Source organism: Marinobacter sp. NFXS11 (assembly GCF_040148675.1).
In the GTDB taxonomy this organism is placed as follows: Bacteria; Pseudomonadota; Gammaproteobacteria; order Pseudomonadales; family Oleiphilaceae; genus Marinobacter.
In genome coordinates, this window is sequence record NZ_JAGDDV010000001.1 from 814,041 (window position 1) to 831,661 (window position 17,621).

Genomic DNA, 17,621 nt, shown 5'->3' on the forward strand with positions numbered 1-17,621 from the left:
AGTCGCGGAAAATTGCTCCCCGTGACGGATTTCTGGCAAAGCGAACATTATGGCTGAAAATAACGAATCTGAAGCGGCTCCTGCCAAGAAGGGAAAACTGAAGCTGATCATCATGCTGGTTGTGGTGGTGATCCTGGCCATTGTGCTGTCTGTGGTGGGTACCCTGTGGTTCCTGGGCGGCGGTCTTCCGGGCATGGGTGAGGAAGAGGGTGACGCAACCGAGGTTGCAGAGGAAACCTTTATTCCCAGCAGCTACTACCTGATCGAAAAAGCCATTGTTACCACGGTTCAGGCTGAGGGCCGCCAACGCTACGCCCAGGCGTACCTGGCGCTGGAGTCCACCGATCCACAGGCGCTTGAAGCTGCCAAGCTGCACATGCCTCTGATTCGAAGCCAGCTGGTGACAGTCCTGGGTAGCAGTAACTTCAATGAGCTGCAGACGCCCGAGGGCCGGAGTGGCCTGGCCGAGCGGATGCTGACCACGGTGAATCAGGTGCTGGAGCAGGAAGGCGAGCCCGCCATCAAGCGGGTGTTATTCAGAAATTTTGTCGTGCAATAGCGCACGGGCCACGGTACTTCAGGGGCAGGACTAAGTATGCAGGACTTGTTGTCACAGGACGAAATCGATGCGCTCCTCCACGGGGTGGACGACGGTGACATTGATACCTATGAAGAGACCGATGACACCGGTATAAAGTCCTACGACCTCGCCAGTCAGGACCGTATTGTCCGGGGCCGGATGCCGACCCTGGAGATGATCAATGAGCGCTTTGCCCGTTACACCCGGATCAGCCTGTTCAACCTGATGCGTCGCAACGCCGATGTCTCCACCGGCGGCGTCCAGATCATGAAGTTCGGCGAGTATATTCACACCCTTTACGTCCCCACCAGTCTTAACCTGTGTAAGGTTCGCCCGCTTCGGGGCACCTCCCTGTTCGTGCTGGATGCCAAGCTGGTCTTCAAACTGGTGGATAATTTCTTTGGTGGTGAGGGCCGTCACGCCAAGATCGAGGGCCGCGAATTCACCCCGACCGAGACCCGGATCGTCCAGATGGTTCTGGATCAGGTTTTCCACGATATGAAGGAAGCCTGGCACGCGGTACTCAAGGTGGATTTCGAGTACCTGAGCTCGGAAGTGAATCCGGCCATGGCCAACATCGTCAGTCCCAGTGAAGTGGTTGTGGTCAGCACCTTCCACATTGAACTCGACGGAGGCGGCGGTGAACTGCACTTTGCCTTGCCGTATTCCATGATCGAGCCCATCCGCGATGTGCTGGACGCCGGGGTACAGAGCGACATCGACGATGTCGACGAGCGCTGGGTGAACGCGCTTCAGGAAGACATCAAAGAGGTCAACGTTCCAATCAACACAACGGTCTGTCGCCGTCGGATATCGTTGCGGGACATCGCGAAGATGAAAGCCGGCGACATTATCCCGGTGGAGATTCCCGAGCACCTGACAGTTACGGCCAATGGCATCCCCATCTACAAGGCAACGCTGGGGACTCGGGACGGAAAACTGGCACTGCGAATTCATGAACGGGCATCCGTGCCCAAGGTAAAGAAACAATTGAAGGTGGGACGCAATGGCTGACGACGACAAGAAAGGCGAGCAGGAACTCAGCGAAGACGAAAAGCTGGCTGCCGAGTGGGAAGCCGCCATGGAAGAGTCCGGTGATGAGGGCGAACGCGAGGACGAGTGGGCCGCTGCGATGGCAGAGGCCGGCGAGACCGGTGATGCCGAGGACGATGTTCAGGCTGCGCCCATGGAGGAATTCGAGACCGGAAGCGAACCCTCCATGGGTGGCGGTCCGGCTCCGGATATCGACGTCATTCTCGACATACCGGTTACCATTTCCATGGAAGTGGGCAACACCCAGATCCCGATACGGAACCTGCTGCAGCTGAACCAGGGCTCGGTTATCGAACTGGACAGGCTTGCGGGCGAGCCACTGGACGTGCTGGTAAACGGTACCCTGATCGCCCATGGTGAGGTGGTCATGGTGAATGAAAAGTTCGGCATCCGTCTCACCGATGTGATCAGCCCGGGCGAACGTATCAAGCGGTTGCAGAAGTAAAATGTGGTCCAAATTCATTGCGGTACTGGCGCTGCTGCTGATCAACCCGGCCTTTGCCCAGGAAACTGCCAAGACGGTTGCCCCTGATTCACCCATGCGTGCCCCGGATACCGTTGGCACCATTGTCAGCCTGGGGTTGGGGCTGGTGGCAGTGATTGCCGTGATCTATGGCTGCGCCTGGATTATCCGCCGTATGAATGGCATGACCGGCATGAACAACAACGCCATCAAGGTGGTGTCGGTGATGGCCATTGGTGCTCGCGAGCGTATCGCCTTGATTGAGGTGGGCGGCCAGCAGATCCTGTTGGGTATTACCCCATCGGCGATCCGGACCCTGCATGTGTTTGACGAGCCGGTTGTCGAGGCTGGCAGCGCCGGCTCCAGTGATTTTGCCCGGCGACTTCAGGGCATGATCGGCAAATCCTGGACTTCCCCGACAAGGAACGACTAGCCCCATGCTTGCGGCAACCATCAAGCGACTGCTTCCATCCCTGATTGTCTTGGCGGCCTTTTTCTGGGCTCCACTGGCGCTGGCTCAGGAGCCTTCCGGCATCCCCGGTATACCGGCTTTCACCGTAACGCCCGGAGAAGGCGAGGGCGCTCAGGAATACTCCGTAACCCTTCAGATCCTGGCGCTGATGACAGCGCTGACGTTCCTGCCGGCCATGCTGATGATGATGACGTCTTTTACCCGCATCATCGTTGTGTTTGCCATACTGCGCCAGGCGATTGGCCTGCAATCCACGCCGTCGAACCAGATTCTTCTCGGCCTTGCCCTGTTTCTCAGTATCTTCATCATGAAGCCGGTGCTGGAGGAGGCAAACCAGGTGGCGCTGCAACCCTACATGCAGGAGGAAGTGACCTCGCTGGAGGCGGTCGAGCTGGCCAGCCAACCGTTCCGTAAATTCATGCTGGAACAGACCCGCGAGAGTGACCTGGCCCTGTTCATGAGGATCTCCGACACGCAGTACGAGACGCCGCAGGACGTGTCCTTCTGGATCCTGATGCCGGCATTCGTCACCAGTGAACTCAAGACCGCGTTCCAGATCGGGTTTATCCTGTTCATACCGTTCCTGATTATCGACATGGTGGTGGCCAGTGTTCTCATGGCCATGGGTATGATGATGCTGTCACCGATCATCATCTCGCTGCCGTTCAAGATCATGCTGTTTGTGCTGGTAGACGGCTGGGCCCTGATCATGGGCACCCTCGCTGCCAGTTACGGAATATAGGAGGCGTCATGACTCCGGAAACCGTTATCGATATCCTGCGCGAAGCTCTGTGGATGATTGTCCTTCTGGCATCCGTGATTATCGGCCCGGGCCTGATTATCGGGCTGGTGGTGAGCACCTTCCAGGCGGCGACCCAGATCAACGAACAGACCCTGAGTTTCCTGCCACGCCTTCTGGTTACGCTGATCGTGATTATTGTCTGGGGCCCCTGGATGTTGACGCAGCTGTTGGATCACGCGAATCGGCTGTTCGGCAACATACCCTACCTGATCGGCTGACGGATGATACCGGCGGAGATCAGTGCGGATGTGATCGGCCAATGGGTCGGCCAGCACCTCTGGCCGCTGTTCCGCCTGGCCAGCTTCCTGATGGTGATCCCCATTTTCGGCACCCAGCTGGTGCCTGCCCGGGTCCGCCTCGGGCTGGCCTTGCTGATGACCATACTCATCGCGCCCATGATCCCGCCCGTTCCTCAGGTGGAGGCCCTGAGCGCGGATGCAGTGGTCATCACCCTGCAGCAGATACTCATTGGCGTTGGCATGGGGTTTGCGCTGACCGCACTCTGGCAGTTGTTCGTGATTGCCGGCCAGATGATCGCCATGCAGATGGGGCTGGGCTTTGCCTCGATGGTCGATCCGGCCAACGGCGTGAACGTGCCCGTACTGTCCCAGATTTATACCATCACCATCACTCTGTTGTTCCTGTCCATGAACGGCCACCTGGTCGCCTTTGAAGTCTTTATCGAAAGCTTCCGGACCCTGCCTATCGGGATGGAAGGCCTCGGCCAGACCGCAGTCTGGGAATTGGCCCATCGGATCAGCTGGATGTTCGCCTCCGCCATGCTCCTGGCGTTGCCGGCGGTTACTGCCGTGCTGATCGTCAACATCTCCTTTGGTGTCATGACGCGCGCCGCTCCCCAGATGAACATCTTCGCGTTGGGTTTTCCGATTGGCCTGATTTTTGGATTGTTTGCCATATGGGTGCTGCACGCCAATTTTCTGCCGCACTTCGATCAGTACGCCCGGGAGACTTTTGATTTCATGCGGGGATTGCAGGGGCAGCCGTAGAGATTTATGGCCGAAGAAGACGACAACAGTCAGGAAAAAACGGAAGAGGCCACCCCCCGAAGGCTCGAAAAAGCCAAGGAGGAGGGCCAGACTGCGCGCTCAAAAGAGCTGGCCACCATGGCCGTCCTCCTGGCAGGGGCTGGCGGCATGCTGATGTTTGGCGCCAGCCTGGGAGCCTCGCTGGAGGCGATCATGCGCGATAGCTTCGTTATCGAACGCTCCGCCATCTTCGACATGCGCCACATGAGCGTTCAGCTCATCGAATCCTCCAAGGAAGCGGCCTGGGCTCTCTCTCCCATTCTGGTATTACTGCTGATCGCCGCTATCTTCGGTTCCATCGGCATCGGCGGCCTGCTGATCAGCGGCAAAGCCGTGGCCCCGAAACTCAATCGCATGGACCCCATCAAGGGCCTCGGGCGCATGTTCTCAATGCGCTCCCTCATCGAGCTGGTCAAGGCAATTGCCAAGGTCGGTCTGGTAATGGCCTTGGCCATCCTGATCCTCGATCTGCGCACGGAAGACCTGCTGGCCATTGCCGAGGAGCCGGTGGTGCCGGCCATGGAACATGTACTCTGGACCATCGCCTGGAGCTTCTTCCTGCTTTCCTGCGCCACCATCATCATCGCGGCGATCGACGTACCTTTCCAGATCTACGATCACCAGAAAAAACTGCGGATGACCAAGCAGGAGGTGAAAGACGAATACAAGGACACCGAGGGCAAGCCCGAGGTCAAAGGCAAGATCCGCCAACTCCAGCGTGAAATGGCCCAGCGCCGCATGATGCAGGATGTGCCTACCGCAGATGTGGTGATCACCAACCCGACGCACTATGCGGTGGCGTTGAAGTACGATCAGAAGGCGATGGGTGCGCCGATAGTGGTGGCCAAGGGTGCCGATGAGGTAGCCTTCAAAATCATGGAAATTGCCCGTGAGAACAAAGTCGAGATCCTGAGAACACCGCCGCTGACCCGGGCGGTCTATCACAACACCGACATCGGCGAGGAGATTCCCGATGGCCTCTATATGGCTATTGCCCAGGTGCTCGCCTATGTGTTCCAGCTCCGGCAGTTCCGCAAGGGGCGCGGGCCCAAGCCCGGTATGCCTGATTTTCCGATTCCCTCGGATTTGCGGCGGGACGTCTGAGTTTGGAGTTGGGTTCCTTTTGGTAGCCTGCGGGTTTGGGAGTTAGCGCGGTTGTGGGTGGCCTTTTCAGGACACGCTACGAGCACATCCATGTGCGCTTGGCTGTGGCCATCCATGGCCACAGACAGTCCTGAAAAGGCCACCCACAACCACTTATCAAATCCCTTCGATATCGCTGAAAAATACCAATGTTGGCCGTAGGTCGGATTAGGCGAAGCCGTAATCCGACAATGCCATTTTGATATCACGCCTGTCTGTTGGATTACGGCTTCGCCTAATCCAACCTACTTTCCCTGCTAAGAGGTCTTGGCGGATTCCAGTCAGCCCCACGAACCTCTTCCCCCTGAACCTGCAGGCTAGGGCAGGGGTCGGCTTGCTAAATCAGCAGCCAGCCTCGATAACCCGAACCATCGGCTCGCCACGGCTTTCCGGAATCGGCAGGATCCCATACCAGGCCCGCGGATCATGGACCGTGGCCGAGGCAAAGCCGCAGGACAGAAAATGCTCCCGCGCCTGCTCGTCTGTCTGGAAGTGGAAGGATACCTCACTGTGGGTAGCGGCTCCGAGGACGCCGCCGAGTACTTTGAGAGTGGAGTTCAGCAAAGGCTGGCTGGGCTGGTAGTAGCTTTCGGACACGTAAACCGAACCTGGACGCTTTGCCATGGCGGCAGCGAGTCGGCGCCAGAAAATGGTGATGGTTTCCAGGGAAAAATAACTGGTCAGGCCCTCGGTGACGATGATCACCGGCTGGTTGTTCTCGAATACCCGGTCGATCACTTTTTCCAGTTGATATTCACCGTAGTCCGCGAGGATGTCGATGGGGGTGACCTGGTGGTGATCGCCCAGTCTGCCCGTTGCCATCAGGCGCAGTGCTTTGCGAGCCGCCATGTCGGGCAGATCGGCTTCGACCATGTGGAGCAGGGGGTGTTTCTGGCGTAAACGAATTCCCCGTGGCGACATGCCGCAGGCGATTTCCAGCACTTGTGTAATGCCCTTTTCGCGGATGGCCTGGTCAATCAGGTGGTCGATAATCAGATGTCGTTGCAGCAGGAAGGTGCGGATGTTTCCGCCGATGGCCGCTTTGCTGGCGGCCTCGAAGGGGGTCATCAGGCGGTAGAGCCAGCGGCCTTTTTCTGTGGCCAGGGTATCGTCTGAAAGCCCGTACCGGTGCCAGACGGCACCGGTATACAGGGCAGTAAAACTGATGCCGGAGCTGTCAGTCGGCTTTCTGCTCATAGACGGCTTTACCCCAGGCCTCGCGGCTGCCGGGCAGCACCAGGTTCAGGATGATGGCGGCCACAGCGCACAGCGCAATGCCTTCCAGGTTGCCAAGAACCATTCCGCCAATACCGAACACCAGGGTGACACCCACGATGACCAGGTTGCGAGACTGTGACAGGTCCACCTGATGGCGGATCAGTGTGTTGAGGCCAACGACGGCAATGGAGCCGAACAGCAGGCAGAGGATGCCGCCCATGACGGGCACCGGGATCGTCTGCAATGCCGCGCCGAACTTGCCGACGAAAGCCAGCACGATGGCGATGCAGGCAGCCCACCACATGACCTTGGGGTTGAAGTTCTTGGTGAGCATAACCGCGCCGGTGACTTCCGAGTAGGTGGTGTTGGGCGGTCCACCGAGCATGGAGGCGGCGCTGGTGGCCAGGCCGTCACCCAGCAGGGTGCGGTGCAGGCCAGGCTTTTCCAGGTAGTTCTTTCGGGTCACGTTGCCGATGGCCAGTACGTCGCCGATGTGTTCGATGGCCGGCGCGATGGCGACGGGGATCATGAACAGCACGGCGCCCCAGCTGAATTCCGGCGCAACAAAGTTGGGAACGGCGAACCAGGCGGCGTCCCGGATTGGCGTGGTATCCACGATACCGGCAAACGCGGATAGGATGTAGCCGGTGATAACGCCGAACATGATCGGAATCAGCCGGAAAATGCCTTTCGACCAGACCGACATGATGATGGTTACGGCCAGCGAGATCACGGCGATCCAGATCGCCGTGTCGTAGGGAATCAGCTGGTTGGCGCCATCACCGGTGCGGCCGGAGGCCATGTGAACGGCAACCGGCGCCAGGCCGAGACCGATAGTCATGATCACCGGGCCGATAACCACCGGCGGCAGCAGGCGGCGGACAAAGCCGGTGCCCCGCAGCCGCACCAGTCCACTGAGGAAAATATAGAGAATACCCGCTGCCATCAGGCCGCCGAGTGTCTCTTCCATGCCGAACTTGCCTTTGGAGGCAATCACGGGGGCAATAAATGCGAAGGACGACGCGAGGAAAATCGGGATCTGACCGCCGGTCACCACGTGAAAGATCAGGGTGCCCAGGCCGGCGGTAAACAGGGCCACGTTGGGATCCAGCCCGGTAATCAGTGGCATCAGAACCAGCGCGCCGAACGCCACCAGCAGCATCTGGGAGCCAGCAATGGCCTGTTTCCAGACCGGGTCGTTGGTATGGTCCTGCATTCTTAAACGTCCTTTTGCTTGGTGCCGAAGATTTTGTCGCCGGCATCGCCGAGACCCGGAAGGATGTAGCCTTTGTCGTTGAGGCGCTCATCAACGGAGGCGGTGTAGATAGACACGTCCGGATGTTTTTCCAGAACCTTTTCAACGCCTTCGGGCGCGGCAACCAGAACCAGGGCCCGGATCTCGGTGCTGCCAGCCTTCTTGAGCAGGTCAATGGTGGAGATCATTGAGCCGCCGGTGGCGAGCATCGGATCGACAATCATGGCCATGCGCTGGTCCAGTTCGCCCACCAGCTTTTCAAGGTAGGTGCTGGCCTCGAGAGTTTCCTCATTGCGGATCTGGCCGACAACACTGACCCGGGCCACCGGAATCAGGCTGAGGACACCGTCAAGCATGCCAAGGCCGGCCCGCAGGATCGGCACGATGGTGACTTTCTTGCCGTGAATCTGTTCCACGTTAACCGGCCCTGCCCAGCCTTCGATGGTCTTTTCCTGCAGATTAAAGTCTTTGGTGGCCTCGTAGGTCAGGAGTGCACCGACTTCCTGTGCCAGCTCCCGGAAATTCTTGGTGCTGATGTCCGCACGGCGCATGATGCCGAGCTTGTGGCGGATCAGAGGGTGTTTTACCTCGTGGATTGGCATGGGGTCACCTGTGTGTCTGATTGGAGTTTTGGCGTCGCGATCAAATGGCGCAAGGATACCGCATCTGGCAAGGCGAGTCAGGCTGCAAATGGCTGCTTAACGGAAATCCCCTAAGGGGTGGTACGGATCTTGCGATAACCCTTCCAAACGACGCTCCGGTGTCAGATTTTCGACCTTCAAAACGCCTGCAGGCACGGCCAATCGGAGAAGTATCCGGCATGGACAGAGCTTTAGTCCTCAATAACGTCAAAACCCTGACGCGGGGCAACCTGGGCATACCCATCATGCTGATGGGCTTGCTGGGCATGATGATTCTGCCCATGCCGGCGTTCCTCCTGGACGTGTTCTTTACTTTCAACATCACCCTGTCCATTGTCATTCTGCTGGTGTGTGTCTACGCCCTGCGGCCGATGGAGTTTGCGTCCTTCCCGACAGTCCTGCTGGTAGCCACACTTCTGCGTCTCGCCCTGAACGTGGCGTCTACCCGGATTGTTCTGCTGAACGGCCACGAAGGCGGCGATGCCGCCGGTAAAGTGATCGAATCCTTCGGCGCCGTTCTGATCGGCGGCAATTACGCCGTGGGTCTGGTGGTGTTTGCGATCCTGATGATCATCAACTTCCTGGTCGTGACCAAGGGTGCCGGCCGGGTCTCCGAGGTGAGCGCCCGTTTCACGCTGGATGCTATGCCCGGCAAGCAGATGGCGATTGATGCGGACCTGAACGCCGGCCTGATCAATCAGGATGAGGCCAAGCATCGTCGTGCCGAAATCGCCCAGGAAGCGGATTTCTACGGCTCCATGGACGGTGCGTCCAAGTTTGTGAAGGGCGACGCCATTGCCGGCCTGCTGATTCTTGCGATCAACATCATTGGCGGTATTGCCATTGGTATGCTGCAGCACGGTCTGGATTTCGGGCTGGCCATGGAGCGATATGCGCTGCTGACCATTGGTGACGGCCTGGTGGCACAGATTCCCTCGCTGCTGCTGTCCACGTCTGCTGCAATCATGGTAACGCGGGTTACCTCCAGCCAGGACATGGGCGGCCAGATCCTCCAGCAAATGTTCAGTGCGCCCAAGGCGCTGTCCATTGCCGCCGCTATCCTGATCATTCTCGGCCTGATTCCCGGAATGCCCCACGTGGCCTTCCTGGGTCTGGGTGCACTGGCCGCCGGCGCTGCCTGGTATATCTGGAAGCACCAGAGACAGACCGTCGAAGAAGATGGCGCATTCCCGGTTAGGGGCGCGGGCGGGGCGGCTCCACGGCCGGCGGGTCGTGATCTGCCTCCAGGCGGTGATGCTGGCGGCGATCAGGGGCGTCAGCTACCGGCCCCCGGAGAGACCAAGGAGCTGGGTTGGGACGATGTGTCCACTGTCGATATTGTCGGTCTGGAAGTGGGTTACCGGTTGATCCCGCTGGTGGACAAGTCACAGGGTGGCCAGTTGCTCAGTCGTATCAAGGGCGTTCGTAAAAAGCTGTCCCAGGATCTCGGCTTCCTGATGCCCTCGGTCCACATTCGAGACAACCTCGATCTGATGCCCAATGTCTACCGCATCACCCTGATGGGCGTGACCATTGCCGAAGCGGAAATCCATCCGGACCGCGAACTGGCCATCGACCCCGGTCAGGTATTCGGAAAGATAGAAGGCATTGAAGGCAAGGATCCGGCGTTCGGTCTGGACGCCAGCTGGATTGAGCCAGACAAGAAAGACCAGGCCCAGACGCTCGGCTATACCGTGGTCGATGCCAGTACGGTGGTCGCGACCCACCTTAACCAGGTACTGCAGAAACACGCCCACGAGCTGCTGGGCCATGAGGAAGTCCAGAAATGGCTGGATCAGCTTGAAAAGATTTCTCCGAAGCTGGCCGAGGAACTGGTACCCACCACCGTATCCATCAGTCTGCTGCTGAAAGTGCTGCAGAACCTCCTGAAGGAAGAAGTGCCGATCCGAGACATGCGGTCCATTGCCGAGGCCATCGTGAACGTGCATCCGAAGAGTCAGGATCCGAAGCTGTTGACCACCGTTGCGCGGCAGTCCCTGCGCCGGATGATTGTCCAGAGTATCTGCGGCAACGAATCAGAGATACCGGTGATCACCCTGGATCCGGATCTGGAACAGTTATTGCTAAAGTCTGTTCAGCAGAGTCAACAATCCGGCGGACAGGAAGATATTGGCCTGGTCCTGGAGCCGAATATGGTTGAAAAACTCCAGCGCTCGCTTCAGGAGAGCGTCCAGCGTCAGGAGATGCTCGGCAAGCCAGCCATTCTGCTGGTGTCCGGGCCCCTGAGGCCGGTGCTGGCGAAGTTCGCCAGCTACGGGGTAGAGCGGCTCCATGTGCTCTCGTACCAGGAAATTCCGGATAACAAACAGATTACGATCGTGGCGTCCGTTGGCCAGTAACGGCGCGGATGACAGAGCGGACAGCGCCGGCACGGCGTTGCCGGTGGAGGAAGAGGCATCATGAAAGTAAAACGGTTTTTTGCTCAGACCATGGCCGAGGCGCTCAAGCAGGTCAGTGAACAGATGGGGCCGGACGCCGTGATCCTTTCCAATCGTCGGGTCGACGGCGGTGTCGAAATTGTGACGGCGCTGGACTATGACGAGAATATGGCGCGCCAGCGACTGGGCAACCAGGCAGAAGAAGCCACCAACGGGTCCCGCTTGGCCGAGATGCACGCCGACCAGCACAGGCGTCTTGAGGACGAGCTGAGCCGGTCCCGGGACCGCATCCGTGAAGTCCGGGAAAAGCGGGCATCCCAGGGCGCGAGCTACGCCGGTTCGTTCGCTGGCATTCAGGAAGAGGTGAGCGGTGGTTTTGGTGATATTGAACCTCTGCCACAGGCGCCGAGGGAAGCCTATTCCGATGAGCTGGCGCAGATGCGGGCCGAGATCAGCTCGCTCAGAGACATGATGCAGGGCCGTCGGCCGCAAACGGAGCCGGAGGTTTCTGCGACCACCGCCGTGCAGCAGAGGCTTGCCGAGCGCTTGCAGGAGTTCGGCCTCGGCAGTGATCTGGCGGGGTCAATTTCCCGTCGTCACAAGGCGGGGCGTCTGGAAGACGGTTGGAAGCAGTCCCTGAAAATGCTGTGTACCGGGGTCCGGACCTCCCGCATGGAGTGGCTGGATGAGGGCGGCGCCTACGCGTTGGTGGGGCCGACAGGGTCCGGGAAAACCACCACCATCGGAAAACTCGCCGCTCGCTACGTGCTCAAGCATGGTTCCGATTCCGTGGCCCTGGTTACCACGGATCGCTATCGGGTGGCGGCGCACGAGCAGTTATTCGTGTTCGGTCGGATCCTGAATGTGCCGGTTCGGGTCGTGGATGAGAGCCACAGTCTGGACGATATTCTGGACGAGCTGTCAGACCGTCATCTGGTGCTGATTGATACCGCCGGACTGACCAGTGCGGACAAAGGCTATCAGGAACAGCTGGCCGAACTGGCTCGCAGCCATCACAATATCAAAACCCATCTGGTGGTCTCGGCAACCAGTCAGCCTCGCATCATGAAATCCGTGTGGCATTGCTATAAGATGGCAAATCTTGCGGGCTGTGTGATGACCAAAATCGACGAGGCCCTGACGCTGGGCGAGTCTCTCGGGTTTGTGATGGAAACCGGTCTGCCGGTAGCCTATTACACAGACGGCCAGAAGATTCCTGAAGACCTGCACCACGCAGAAGCCGTTCCGCTGGTGCGGTTGGCCGTGGATCGGCTGAAAACACTCCAGCAACAGCAAGCGGTCGCAGAGGGCCTGAAAGAACACGCCTGAGACCGGACAGATTGACAGCAGGCGTCGGAGAAACAGCCGGCGAAACGTGGCGAGAGACCAAAAACAGTATGAGCAGAGCACATCCGGTACAGGTGATTGCAGTTTCCGGCGGAAAGGGTGGTGTCGGCAAGAGTAACGTGTCGGTTAACCTCGGAATTGCCCTGGCGCAGAAAGGCCGGAGAGTGGTGCTGCTCGACGCCGATCTGGGGCTCGCCAATATCGACGTCTTGCTGGGCATCACTGCCAATCGCAACCTCCAGGATGTTCTGGCCGGCGATTGTGACCTGAAGGACGTTCTGGTGAATGGTCCCGGCGGCATCAAGATTGTCCCCGCCTCTTCCGGTACCCAGAGAATGACGCAGCTCAGCCCCATGGAGCATGCCGGGCTGATTAACGCGTTTAGCGAGCTTGGGGACCAGATTGATGTTCTGATTGTGGATACCGCTGCCGGTATCTCCGAATCGGTGGTCAGTTTTCTCAGGGCGTCCCAGGAGTTGTTGCTGGTGGTGTGTGACGAGCCCACGTCCATTACAGACTGTTACGCCCTGATCAAGCTCATGAATCGCGAGTACGGCACGAATCGGTTCCGCATTCTTGCCAACCAGGTCCGGAATGAACAGGAAGGCCGGCATCTGTTTGAAAAACTGACCCGGGTCACCGAGCGCTTCCTCGATGTGGCACTACAATACGTGGGAATAGTCCCCTACGATGAGGCCGTGAAGAAAGCGGTTCAGCGTCAGCGTGCGGTGCTGGACGCCTATCCCAGGGCGAAAGCTTCACTGGCCATCAAGGCGTTGGCGGACAAGGTAGATAGCTGGCCGTTGCCGTCCTCTCCCCGCGGGCATCTGGAATTTTTTGTGGAGCGGCTCGTCGAAGTCTGAATCGGATCCAGTCAAACAAAAAACCGGATACATGACATTGGCGAAAAACCTCGGAATCTATAACCAGTCAAGCGCGCAGAAGCCGGCTCAGCTCATTGAGCAGCACGCGCCGCTGGTCAAGAAAATTGCCCTTCACCTGATGGCCCGCCTGCCGGCGTCCGTCCAGCTTGAAGACCTGATGCAGGCCGGCATGATCGGTCTGCTCGAGGCCGCCCAGCGTTACAGTTCCACCAAAGGTGCTACTTTCGAGACTTACGCCGGTATCCGGATTCGCGGCGCCATGGTGGACGAAATCCGCAAGGGTGACTGGGTGCCACGTTCTGTTCACCGCAACGCCCGTCGAATTTCCCAGGCCATCAAGACCGTTGAAGACCGACTTGGCCGAGAAGCCCATGATCAGGAAGTGGCCGAAGAGCTGGGTATGGGGCTGGCCGAATATCACTCCTACCTTTCCGATTCCAACAGCGGTCGACTTTTTAGCCTCGACGAGCTCAATGAATCCGGAGAGCTGCCGATAGAACAGACAGAGACGCAGGATAATCCCCTGGAGGGATTGTCCTCCGATGCCTTCCGGAGGAGCCTCGCTGAGGCGATTGAAGACCTGCCGGAGCGGGAAAAGCTGGTGTTGAGCCTTTACTACCAGGAAGAACTGAACCTCAAGGAGATTGGTGCGGTGCTTGGCGTCAGTGAGAGCCGGGTAAGCCAGATTCACAGTCAGGCAGCCCTGCGCCTTCGGGGCCGGCTCTCGGATTGGCGCCAGGAATCTGACAGCTGACCGCGTTCAGTCTGTGTCGGCAACGAGGTAGTCTGTAGTTTTTGGTAACCGATGCTTTACAACCGAAGCAAAGATCCGACAATAAGCGGTTAAAACAGCGGCCTGCTAGACTTTGAACGCAAAGGTCAAACGAATTCCGGGTGTTACTAACTGGAGGTCCCATTGGACAAAAACATGAAAATCCTCATTGTGGACGACTTCTCCACAATGCGACGGATCATCAAGAACCTGCTGCGTGATCTTGGCTTCACCAACACCGATGAAGCTGACGATGGCAACACGGCGCTGCCAATGCTCAAAAGCGGCAAATACGATTTTCTGGTGACCGACTGGAACATGCCGGGCATGTCAGGCTTCGATCTTCTCAAGGCCGTTCGGGCAGACGAGAATCTCAAAACCCTGCCGGTATTGATGGTGACTGCTGAGGCCAAGCGCGACCAGATCGTTGCCGCTGCCCAAGCAGGCGTGAATGGTTATGTGGTCAAGCCATTCACCGCTGCCGTGCTCAAGGAAAAGATTGAGAAAATCTTTGAAAGAATCCAGTAACCAGAGGTCGGATGGCTCTCATGAGCGATAGCAAAAAGAACCATCGGGGCCTTGAACCGGAGGTGACGGAAAAGCTCCAGCGGCAGGCAGCGGAACTGGCCGAGAGTGTTGATGCGGGTGATTATGCCAAAGCCATGACCCTGATCAATGAACTCAGCGAGGTAAGGGATCAGAGTCTGTACCGTGAGGTAGGGCGGCTGACCCGGAGCCTGCACGAAGCAATCCGGAACTTCCAGATTGATCCCCGTAACGCCGAACAGCAGGAAGCCCTGTCAAAGATGACAGATGCCTCTGATCGTCTCGAATACGTTGTGCAGATGACCGGCGAAGCAGCCAACCGGACCATGGACCTGGTTGAGGAAACCATGCCCGTGGCCAATGCCCTCAGAGACGAGGCCGCCGCGTTGCGTGATGAGTGGCAGCGCCTCCGTCGCCGGGAAATGCAGCCGGCTGAGTTTCGCGAGCTGTACGGCCGGATTGATCGCTTTTTTGTCAGCATGGCAACCGATGCCGACACCATGTACAGCAACCTGTCGGAAATCCTGCTGGCTCAGGACTATCAGGATCTGACAGGGCAGGTCATCCAGAAGGTCACCGCTCTTGTGAAAGAGGTTGAGGAGCAGATGCTCAGCCTGGTGGTGATGGCCAGTCATGTGGACCAGCTCACGGGCACGGTGCACCAGATTGAAGAAAAAGAAGAGTCTGCAGAGAAGGGCGTCGGGCCCCAGATCAAGGCCGATGAGCGTGAAGATGTAGTTTCGGGACAGGACGACGTAGACGACCTGTTGTCCAGTCTCGGTTTCTGAATAATGAGGGTAGCGCATGGCGTTTGATGCTGATGAAGAGATTTTGCAGGACTTCCTGGTAGAAGCCGGCGAGATCCTCGAAAAGCTGTCAGAGCAGTTGGTAGATCTTGAGCAACATCCTGACGACAGTGATCTGCTTAACGCCATCTTCCGTGGCTTTCACACCGTTAAAGGCGGCGCGGGCTTCCTTCAGCTTGAAGCACTGGTAAATTGCTGCCATTCCGCCGAAAACGTTTTTGACATCCTGCGCAATCACAAGCGCAAGGTGGACTCTGAACTGATGGACGTGGTTCTCGAAGCCCTGGATAACGTCAATGCCATGTTTGAGCAGGTCCGCAATCACGAGGAGCTGACACCCGCCCCGGACGAACTGATCGCCCGCCTGGATGCCCTGGCCCAGCCGGAAGGCGAGGGGGCGCCGGCCGCTGCGGCTCAACCTGAGCACAAACAGAGCGAACCGGCAGAAGACGGTGGTGACATCACCGACGACGAGTTCGAACAGCTTCTGGACGCACTGCAGGACGAGAAATCAGCGGAGGTTTCCTCGGCTTCGAGCGCCGGATCGGCCGGCGGTGACCAGGAAAGTTCTGGAGACGACGAAATTACCGATGACGAATTCGAGGCGCTGCTGGACCAACTGCACGGGAAAGGTCAGTTTGCCGGTGCGCCAGCTGGCGAGGAAGAGGCCGTCAGCAAAGAAGACAAACCGGCTGCCAAGGCCGGCTCTGGTGGCAGCGATGACCTGATCACCGACGACGAATTCGAGAAACTGCTGGACGATCTTCACGGCAAGGGCGGAAGCCCGACCGCGGGCGGAGAGCCTTCAGCCTCGAAAGAGCCTGCAGCTCCAAAACAGCCCTCAGCGCCGAAACAGCCTGCATCGCCGACAGCAAACACGTCAAAGCCCGAAAAGTCGAAGCCGGCCGAGAAGCCGGAAGCCAAAGGCGCTGCCGCACCGGCGATGCCTGCTCGCGAGAATGCCCCGGCCGCGGAAACGACGGTTCGTGTTGACACCAAGCGACTCGACGACATCATGAATATGGTGGGTGAGCTGGTGCTGGTACGTAACCGCTTGCAGCGTCTGGGTGCCGAAAGTGAAGACGAACACATGCACAAGGCGGTATCCAACCTGGATGTGGTTACGACCGATCTCCAGTCCGCCGTCATGCAGACCCGCATGCAGCCGATCAAAAAGGTGTTCGGCAGGTTCCCCCGCGTTGTGCGCGATCTCGCCAGAAACCTCAAGAAAGAGGTGAACCTGGTGATGCATGGCGAGGAAACCGATCTCGACAAGAACCTGGTTGAAGCGCTGTCTGATCCGCTGGTTCACCTGGTGCGGAATTCGGTGGACCACGGGATCGAGGCTCCGGAAGTCCGCGAGAAGGCCGGGAAGCCCCGCCAGGGCACGGTTACCCTCTCTGCCGAGCAGGAGGGAGACCATATTCTGCTGTTTATCGAGGATGACGGCGCGGGCATGGATCCAGAGGTCCTGCGCCGCAAAGCAGTCGAAAAGGGTATCTACGACCAGGACGCAGCGGACCGGCTGACCAATTCGGAGTGTTACAACCTTATTTTTGCCGCCGGATTCTCCACCAAGGAGCAGATTTCGGATGTGTCCGGTCGTGGCGTCGGCATGGATGTGGTGAAAACCAAGATTGGCCAGCTCAATGGCCAGTTGAGCATCGAATCCGAACTGGGCAAGGGCTCTCGCATTGTCATCAAGGTTCCGCTGACGCTCGCCATCATGCCCACCCTGATGATCATGCTGGGCGATCAATCCTTTGCGTTGCCGCTGGTCAACGTGGTCGAGATTTTCCATCTGGACCTGACCAAGACCAATATCGTCGATGGGCGCGAGTGCATTGTGGTTCGGGATAAAGTCTTCCCGCTATTCCACATCAAGCGCTGGCTGGTTCGTGGCGGGGCTGGCCAGGAGGTGCCCGATAACGCCCATGTTGTCATTGTGGCCATGGGTACCAAGCAGGTCGGGTTCGTGGTCGACCAGCTGGTTGGTCAGGAAGAAGTGGTTATCAAGCCCCTCGGGCGAGCGCTCCAGGGTACGCCAGGCATGGCCGGTGCCACCATTACCGGCGATGGCCGGATTGCACTCATTATTGATGTGCCAAGCCTGTTGCAGCATTACGGTTGAGCCGGGCCTTCCGGCGCTTTATGCCAGAGAAGGCCGAAGAACGATGGATTGGGTAGGAGAATT

General features: G+C 58.4%; 18 protein-coding genes. 15 read left to right on the forward strand and 3 right to left on the reverse strand.

From position 1 onward, the window contains the following. The first annotated feature begins 49 nt into the window (after positions 1–49). Genes J3362_RS03855 through flhB form a run of 8 tightly spaced genes read left to right on the forward strand, consistent with a single transcriptional unit; the run spans position 50 to position 5,520 of the window. Complete coding sequence (locus tag J3362_RS03855) at positions 50–559, forward strand: flagellar basal body-associated FliL family protein (RefSeq protein ID WP_062782255.1); 510 nt, start codon at positions 50–52, stop codon at positions 557–559. 36 nt (positions 560–595) lie between these two features. Further along, positions 596–1,594: a flagellar motor switch protein FliM gene (gene fliM / locus J3362_RS03860; protein ID WP_062782258.1), complete on the forward strand. Its 999-nt coding sequence runs from the start codon at positions 596–598 to the stop codon at positions 1,592–1,594. After that, positions 1,587–2,078: a flagellar motor switch protein FliN gene (gene fliN / locus J3362_RS03865; RefSeq protein WP_349518208.1), complete on the forward strand. Its 492-nt coding sequence runs from the start codon at positions 1,587–1,589 to the stop codon at positions 2,076–2,078. The genes fliM and fliN overlap by 8 nt, the downstream gene beginning before the upstream one ends. Position 2,079: 1 nt before the next feature. Then, positions 2,080–2,529, forward strand: a complete 450-nt coding sequence (gene fliO / locus J3362_RS03870; protein ID WP_349518209.1) for a flagellar biosynthetic protein FliO — start codon at positions 2,080–2,082, stop codon at positions 2,527–2,529. A 4-nt stretch (positions 2,530–2,533) separates the two neighbouring features. Continuing rightward, positions 2,534–3,310 carry a flagellar type III secretion system pore protein FliP gene (gene fliP, locus J3362_RS03875; RefSeq protein ID WP_349518210.1) on the forward strand — a complete coding sequence of 259 codons (777 nt, stop codon included), beginning with the start codon at positions 2,534–2,536 and terminating at the stop codon, positions 3,308–3,310. Between the two features lie 8 nt (positions 3,311–3,318). Then, positions 3,319–3,588, forward strand: coding sequence for a flagellar biosynthesis protein FliQ (gene fliQ, locus J3362_RS03880; RefSeq protein WP_349518211.1), 270 nt, complete (start codon positions 3,319–3,321; stop codon positions 3,586–3,588). 3 nt (positions 3,589–3,591) lie between these two features. Beyond that, on the forward strand, positions 3,592–4,377 hold the full coding sequence (gene fliR / locus J3362_RS03885) for a flagellar biosynthetic protein FliR (RefSeq protein WP_349518212.1): 786 nt from the start codon (positions 3,592–3,594) through the stop codon (positions 4,375–4,377). 6 nt (positions 4,378–4,383) lie between these two features. Beyond that, positions 4,384–5,520 (forward strand): flagellar biosynthesis protein FlhB, encoded by a 1,137-nt coding sequence (gene flhB / locus J3362_RS03890; protein WP_349518213.1) that lies wholly within the window; start codon positions 4,384–4,386, stop codon positions 5,518–5,520. A 381-nt stretch (positions 5,521–5,901) separates the two neighbouring features. On the opposite strand, the gene J3362_RS03895 is transcribed toward flhB, so the two are convergent. From J3362_RS03895 to upp, 3 genes are read right to left on the reverse strand one after another with little or no spacing between them, the layout of a single operon-like run. After that, the gene (locus tag J3362_RS03895; protein WP_349518214.1) at positions 5,902–6,756 is read right to left on the reverse strand and encodes a class I SAM-dependent methyltransferase; all 855 of its coding nucleotides are present in this window, start codon (positions 6,754–6,756) and stop codon (positions 5,902–5,904) included. After that, positions 6,737–7,993, reverse strand: a complete 1,257-nt coding sequence (locus J3362_RS03900; protein ID WP_349518215.1) for a uracil-xanthine permease family protein — start codon at positions 7,991–7,993, stop codon at positions 6,737–6,739. Before J3362_RS03900 ends, J3362_RS03895 begins: the two co-directional genes overlap by 20 nt. Before the next feature lie 2 nt (positions 7,994–7,995). After that, entirely contained in the window at positions 7,996–8,634 is a 639-nt protein-coding gene (gene upp / locus J3362_RS03905) for a uracil phosphoribosyltransferase (protein ID WP_008173081.1), read from the reverse strand. A 218-nt stretch (positions 8,635–8,852) separates the two neighbouring features. Between upp and flhA the strand changes: the two genes are divergently transcribed. From flhA to J3362_RS03940, 7 genes are all read left to right on the forward strand, one after another. Then, positions 8,853–11,033, forward strand: a complete 2,181-nt coding sequence (gene flhA / locus J3362_RS03910; protein WP_041645324.1) for a flagellar biosynthesis protein FlhA — start codon at positions 8,853–8,855, stop codon at positions 11,031–11,033. Between the two features lie 60 nt (positions 11,034–11,093). Further along, entirely contained in the window at positions 11,094–12,401 is a 1,308-nt protein-coding gene (gene flhF / locus J3362_RS03915) for a flagellar biosynthesis GTPase FlhF (RefSeq protein WP_349518216.1), read from the forward strand. Between the two features lie 68 nt (positions 12,402–12,469). Next, on the forward strand, positions 12,470–13,282 hold the full coding sequence (locus J3362_RS03920; RefSeq protein WP_088559149.1) for a MinD/ParA family protein: 813 nt from the start codon (positions 12,470–12,472) through the stop codon (positions 13,280–13,282). Between the two features lie 31 nt (positions 13,283–13,313). Beyond that, complete coding sequence (locus J3362_RS03925) at positions 13,314–14,057, forward strand: RNA polymerase sigma factor FliA (protein WP_349518217.1); 744 nt, start codon at positions 13,314–13,316, stop codon at positions 14,055–14,057. 162 nt (positions 14,058–14,219) lie between these two features. Next, entirely contained in the window at positions 14,220–14,603 is a 384-nt protein-coding gene (gene cheY / locus J3362_RS03930; RefSeq protein WP_008173086.1) for a chemotaxis response regulator CheY, read from the forward strand. 20 nt (positions 14,604–14,623) lie between these two features. After that, on the forward strand, positions 14,624–15,409 hold the full coding sequence (locus tag J3362_RS03935; RefSeq protein WP_053115437.1) for a protein phosphatase CheZ: 786 nt from the start codon (positions 14,624–14,626) through the stop codon (positions 15,407–15,409). Between the two features lie 16 nt (positions 15,410–15,425). Further along, entirely contained in the window at positions 15,426–17,558 is a 2,133-nt protein-coding gene (locus J3362_RS03940; protein WP_349518218.1) for a chemotaxis protein CheA, read from the forward strand. Positions 17,559–17,621: the final 63 nt, after the last annotated feature.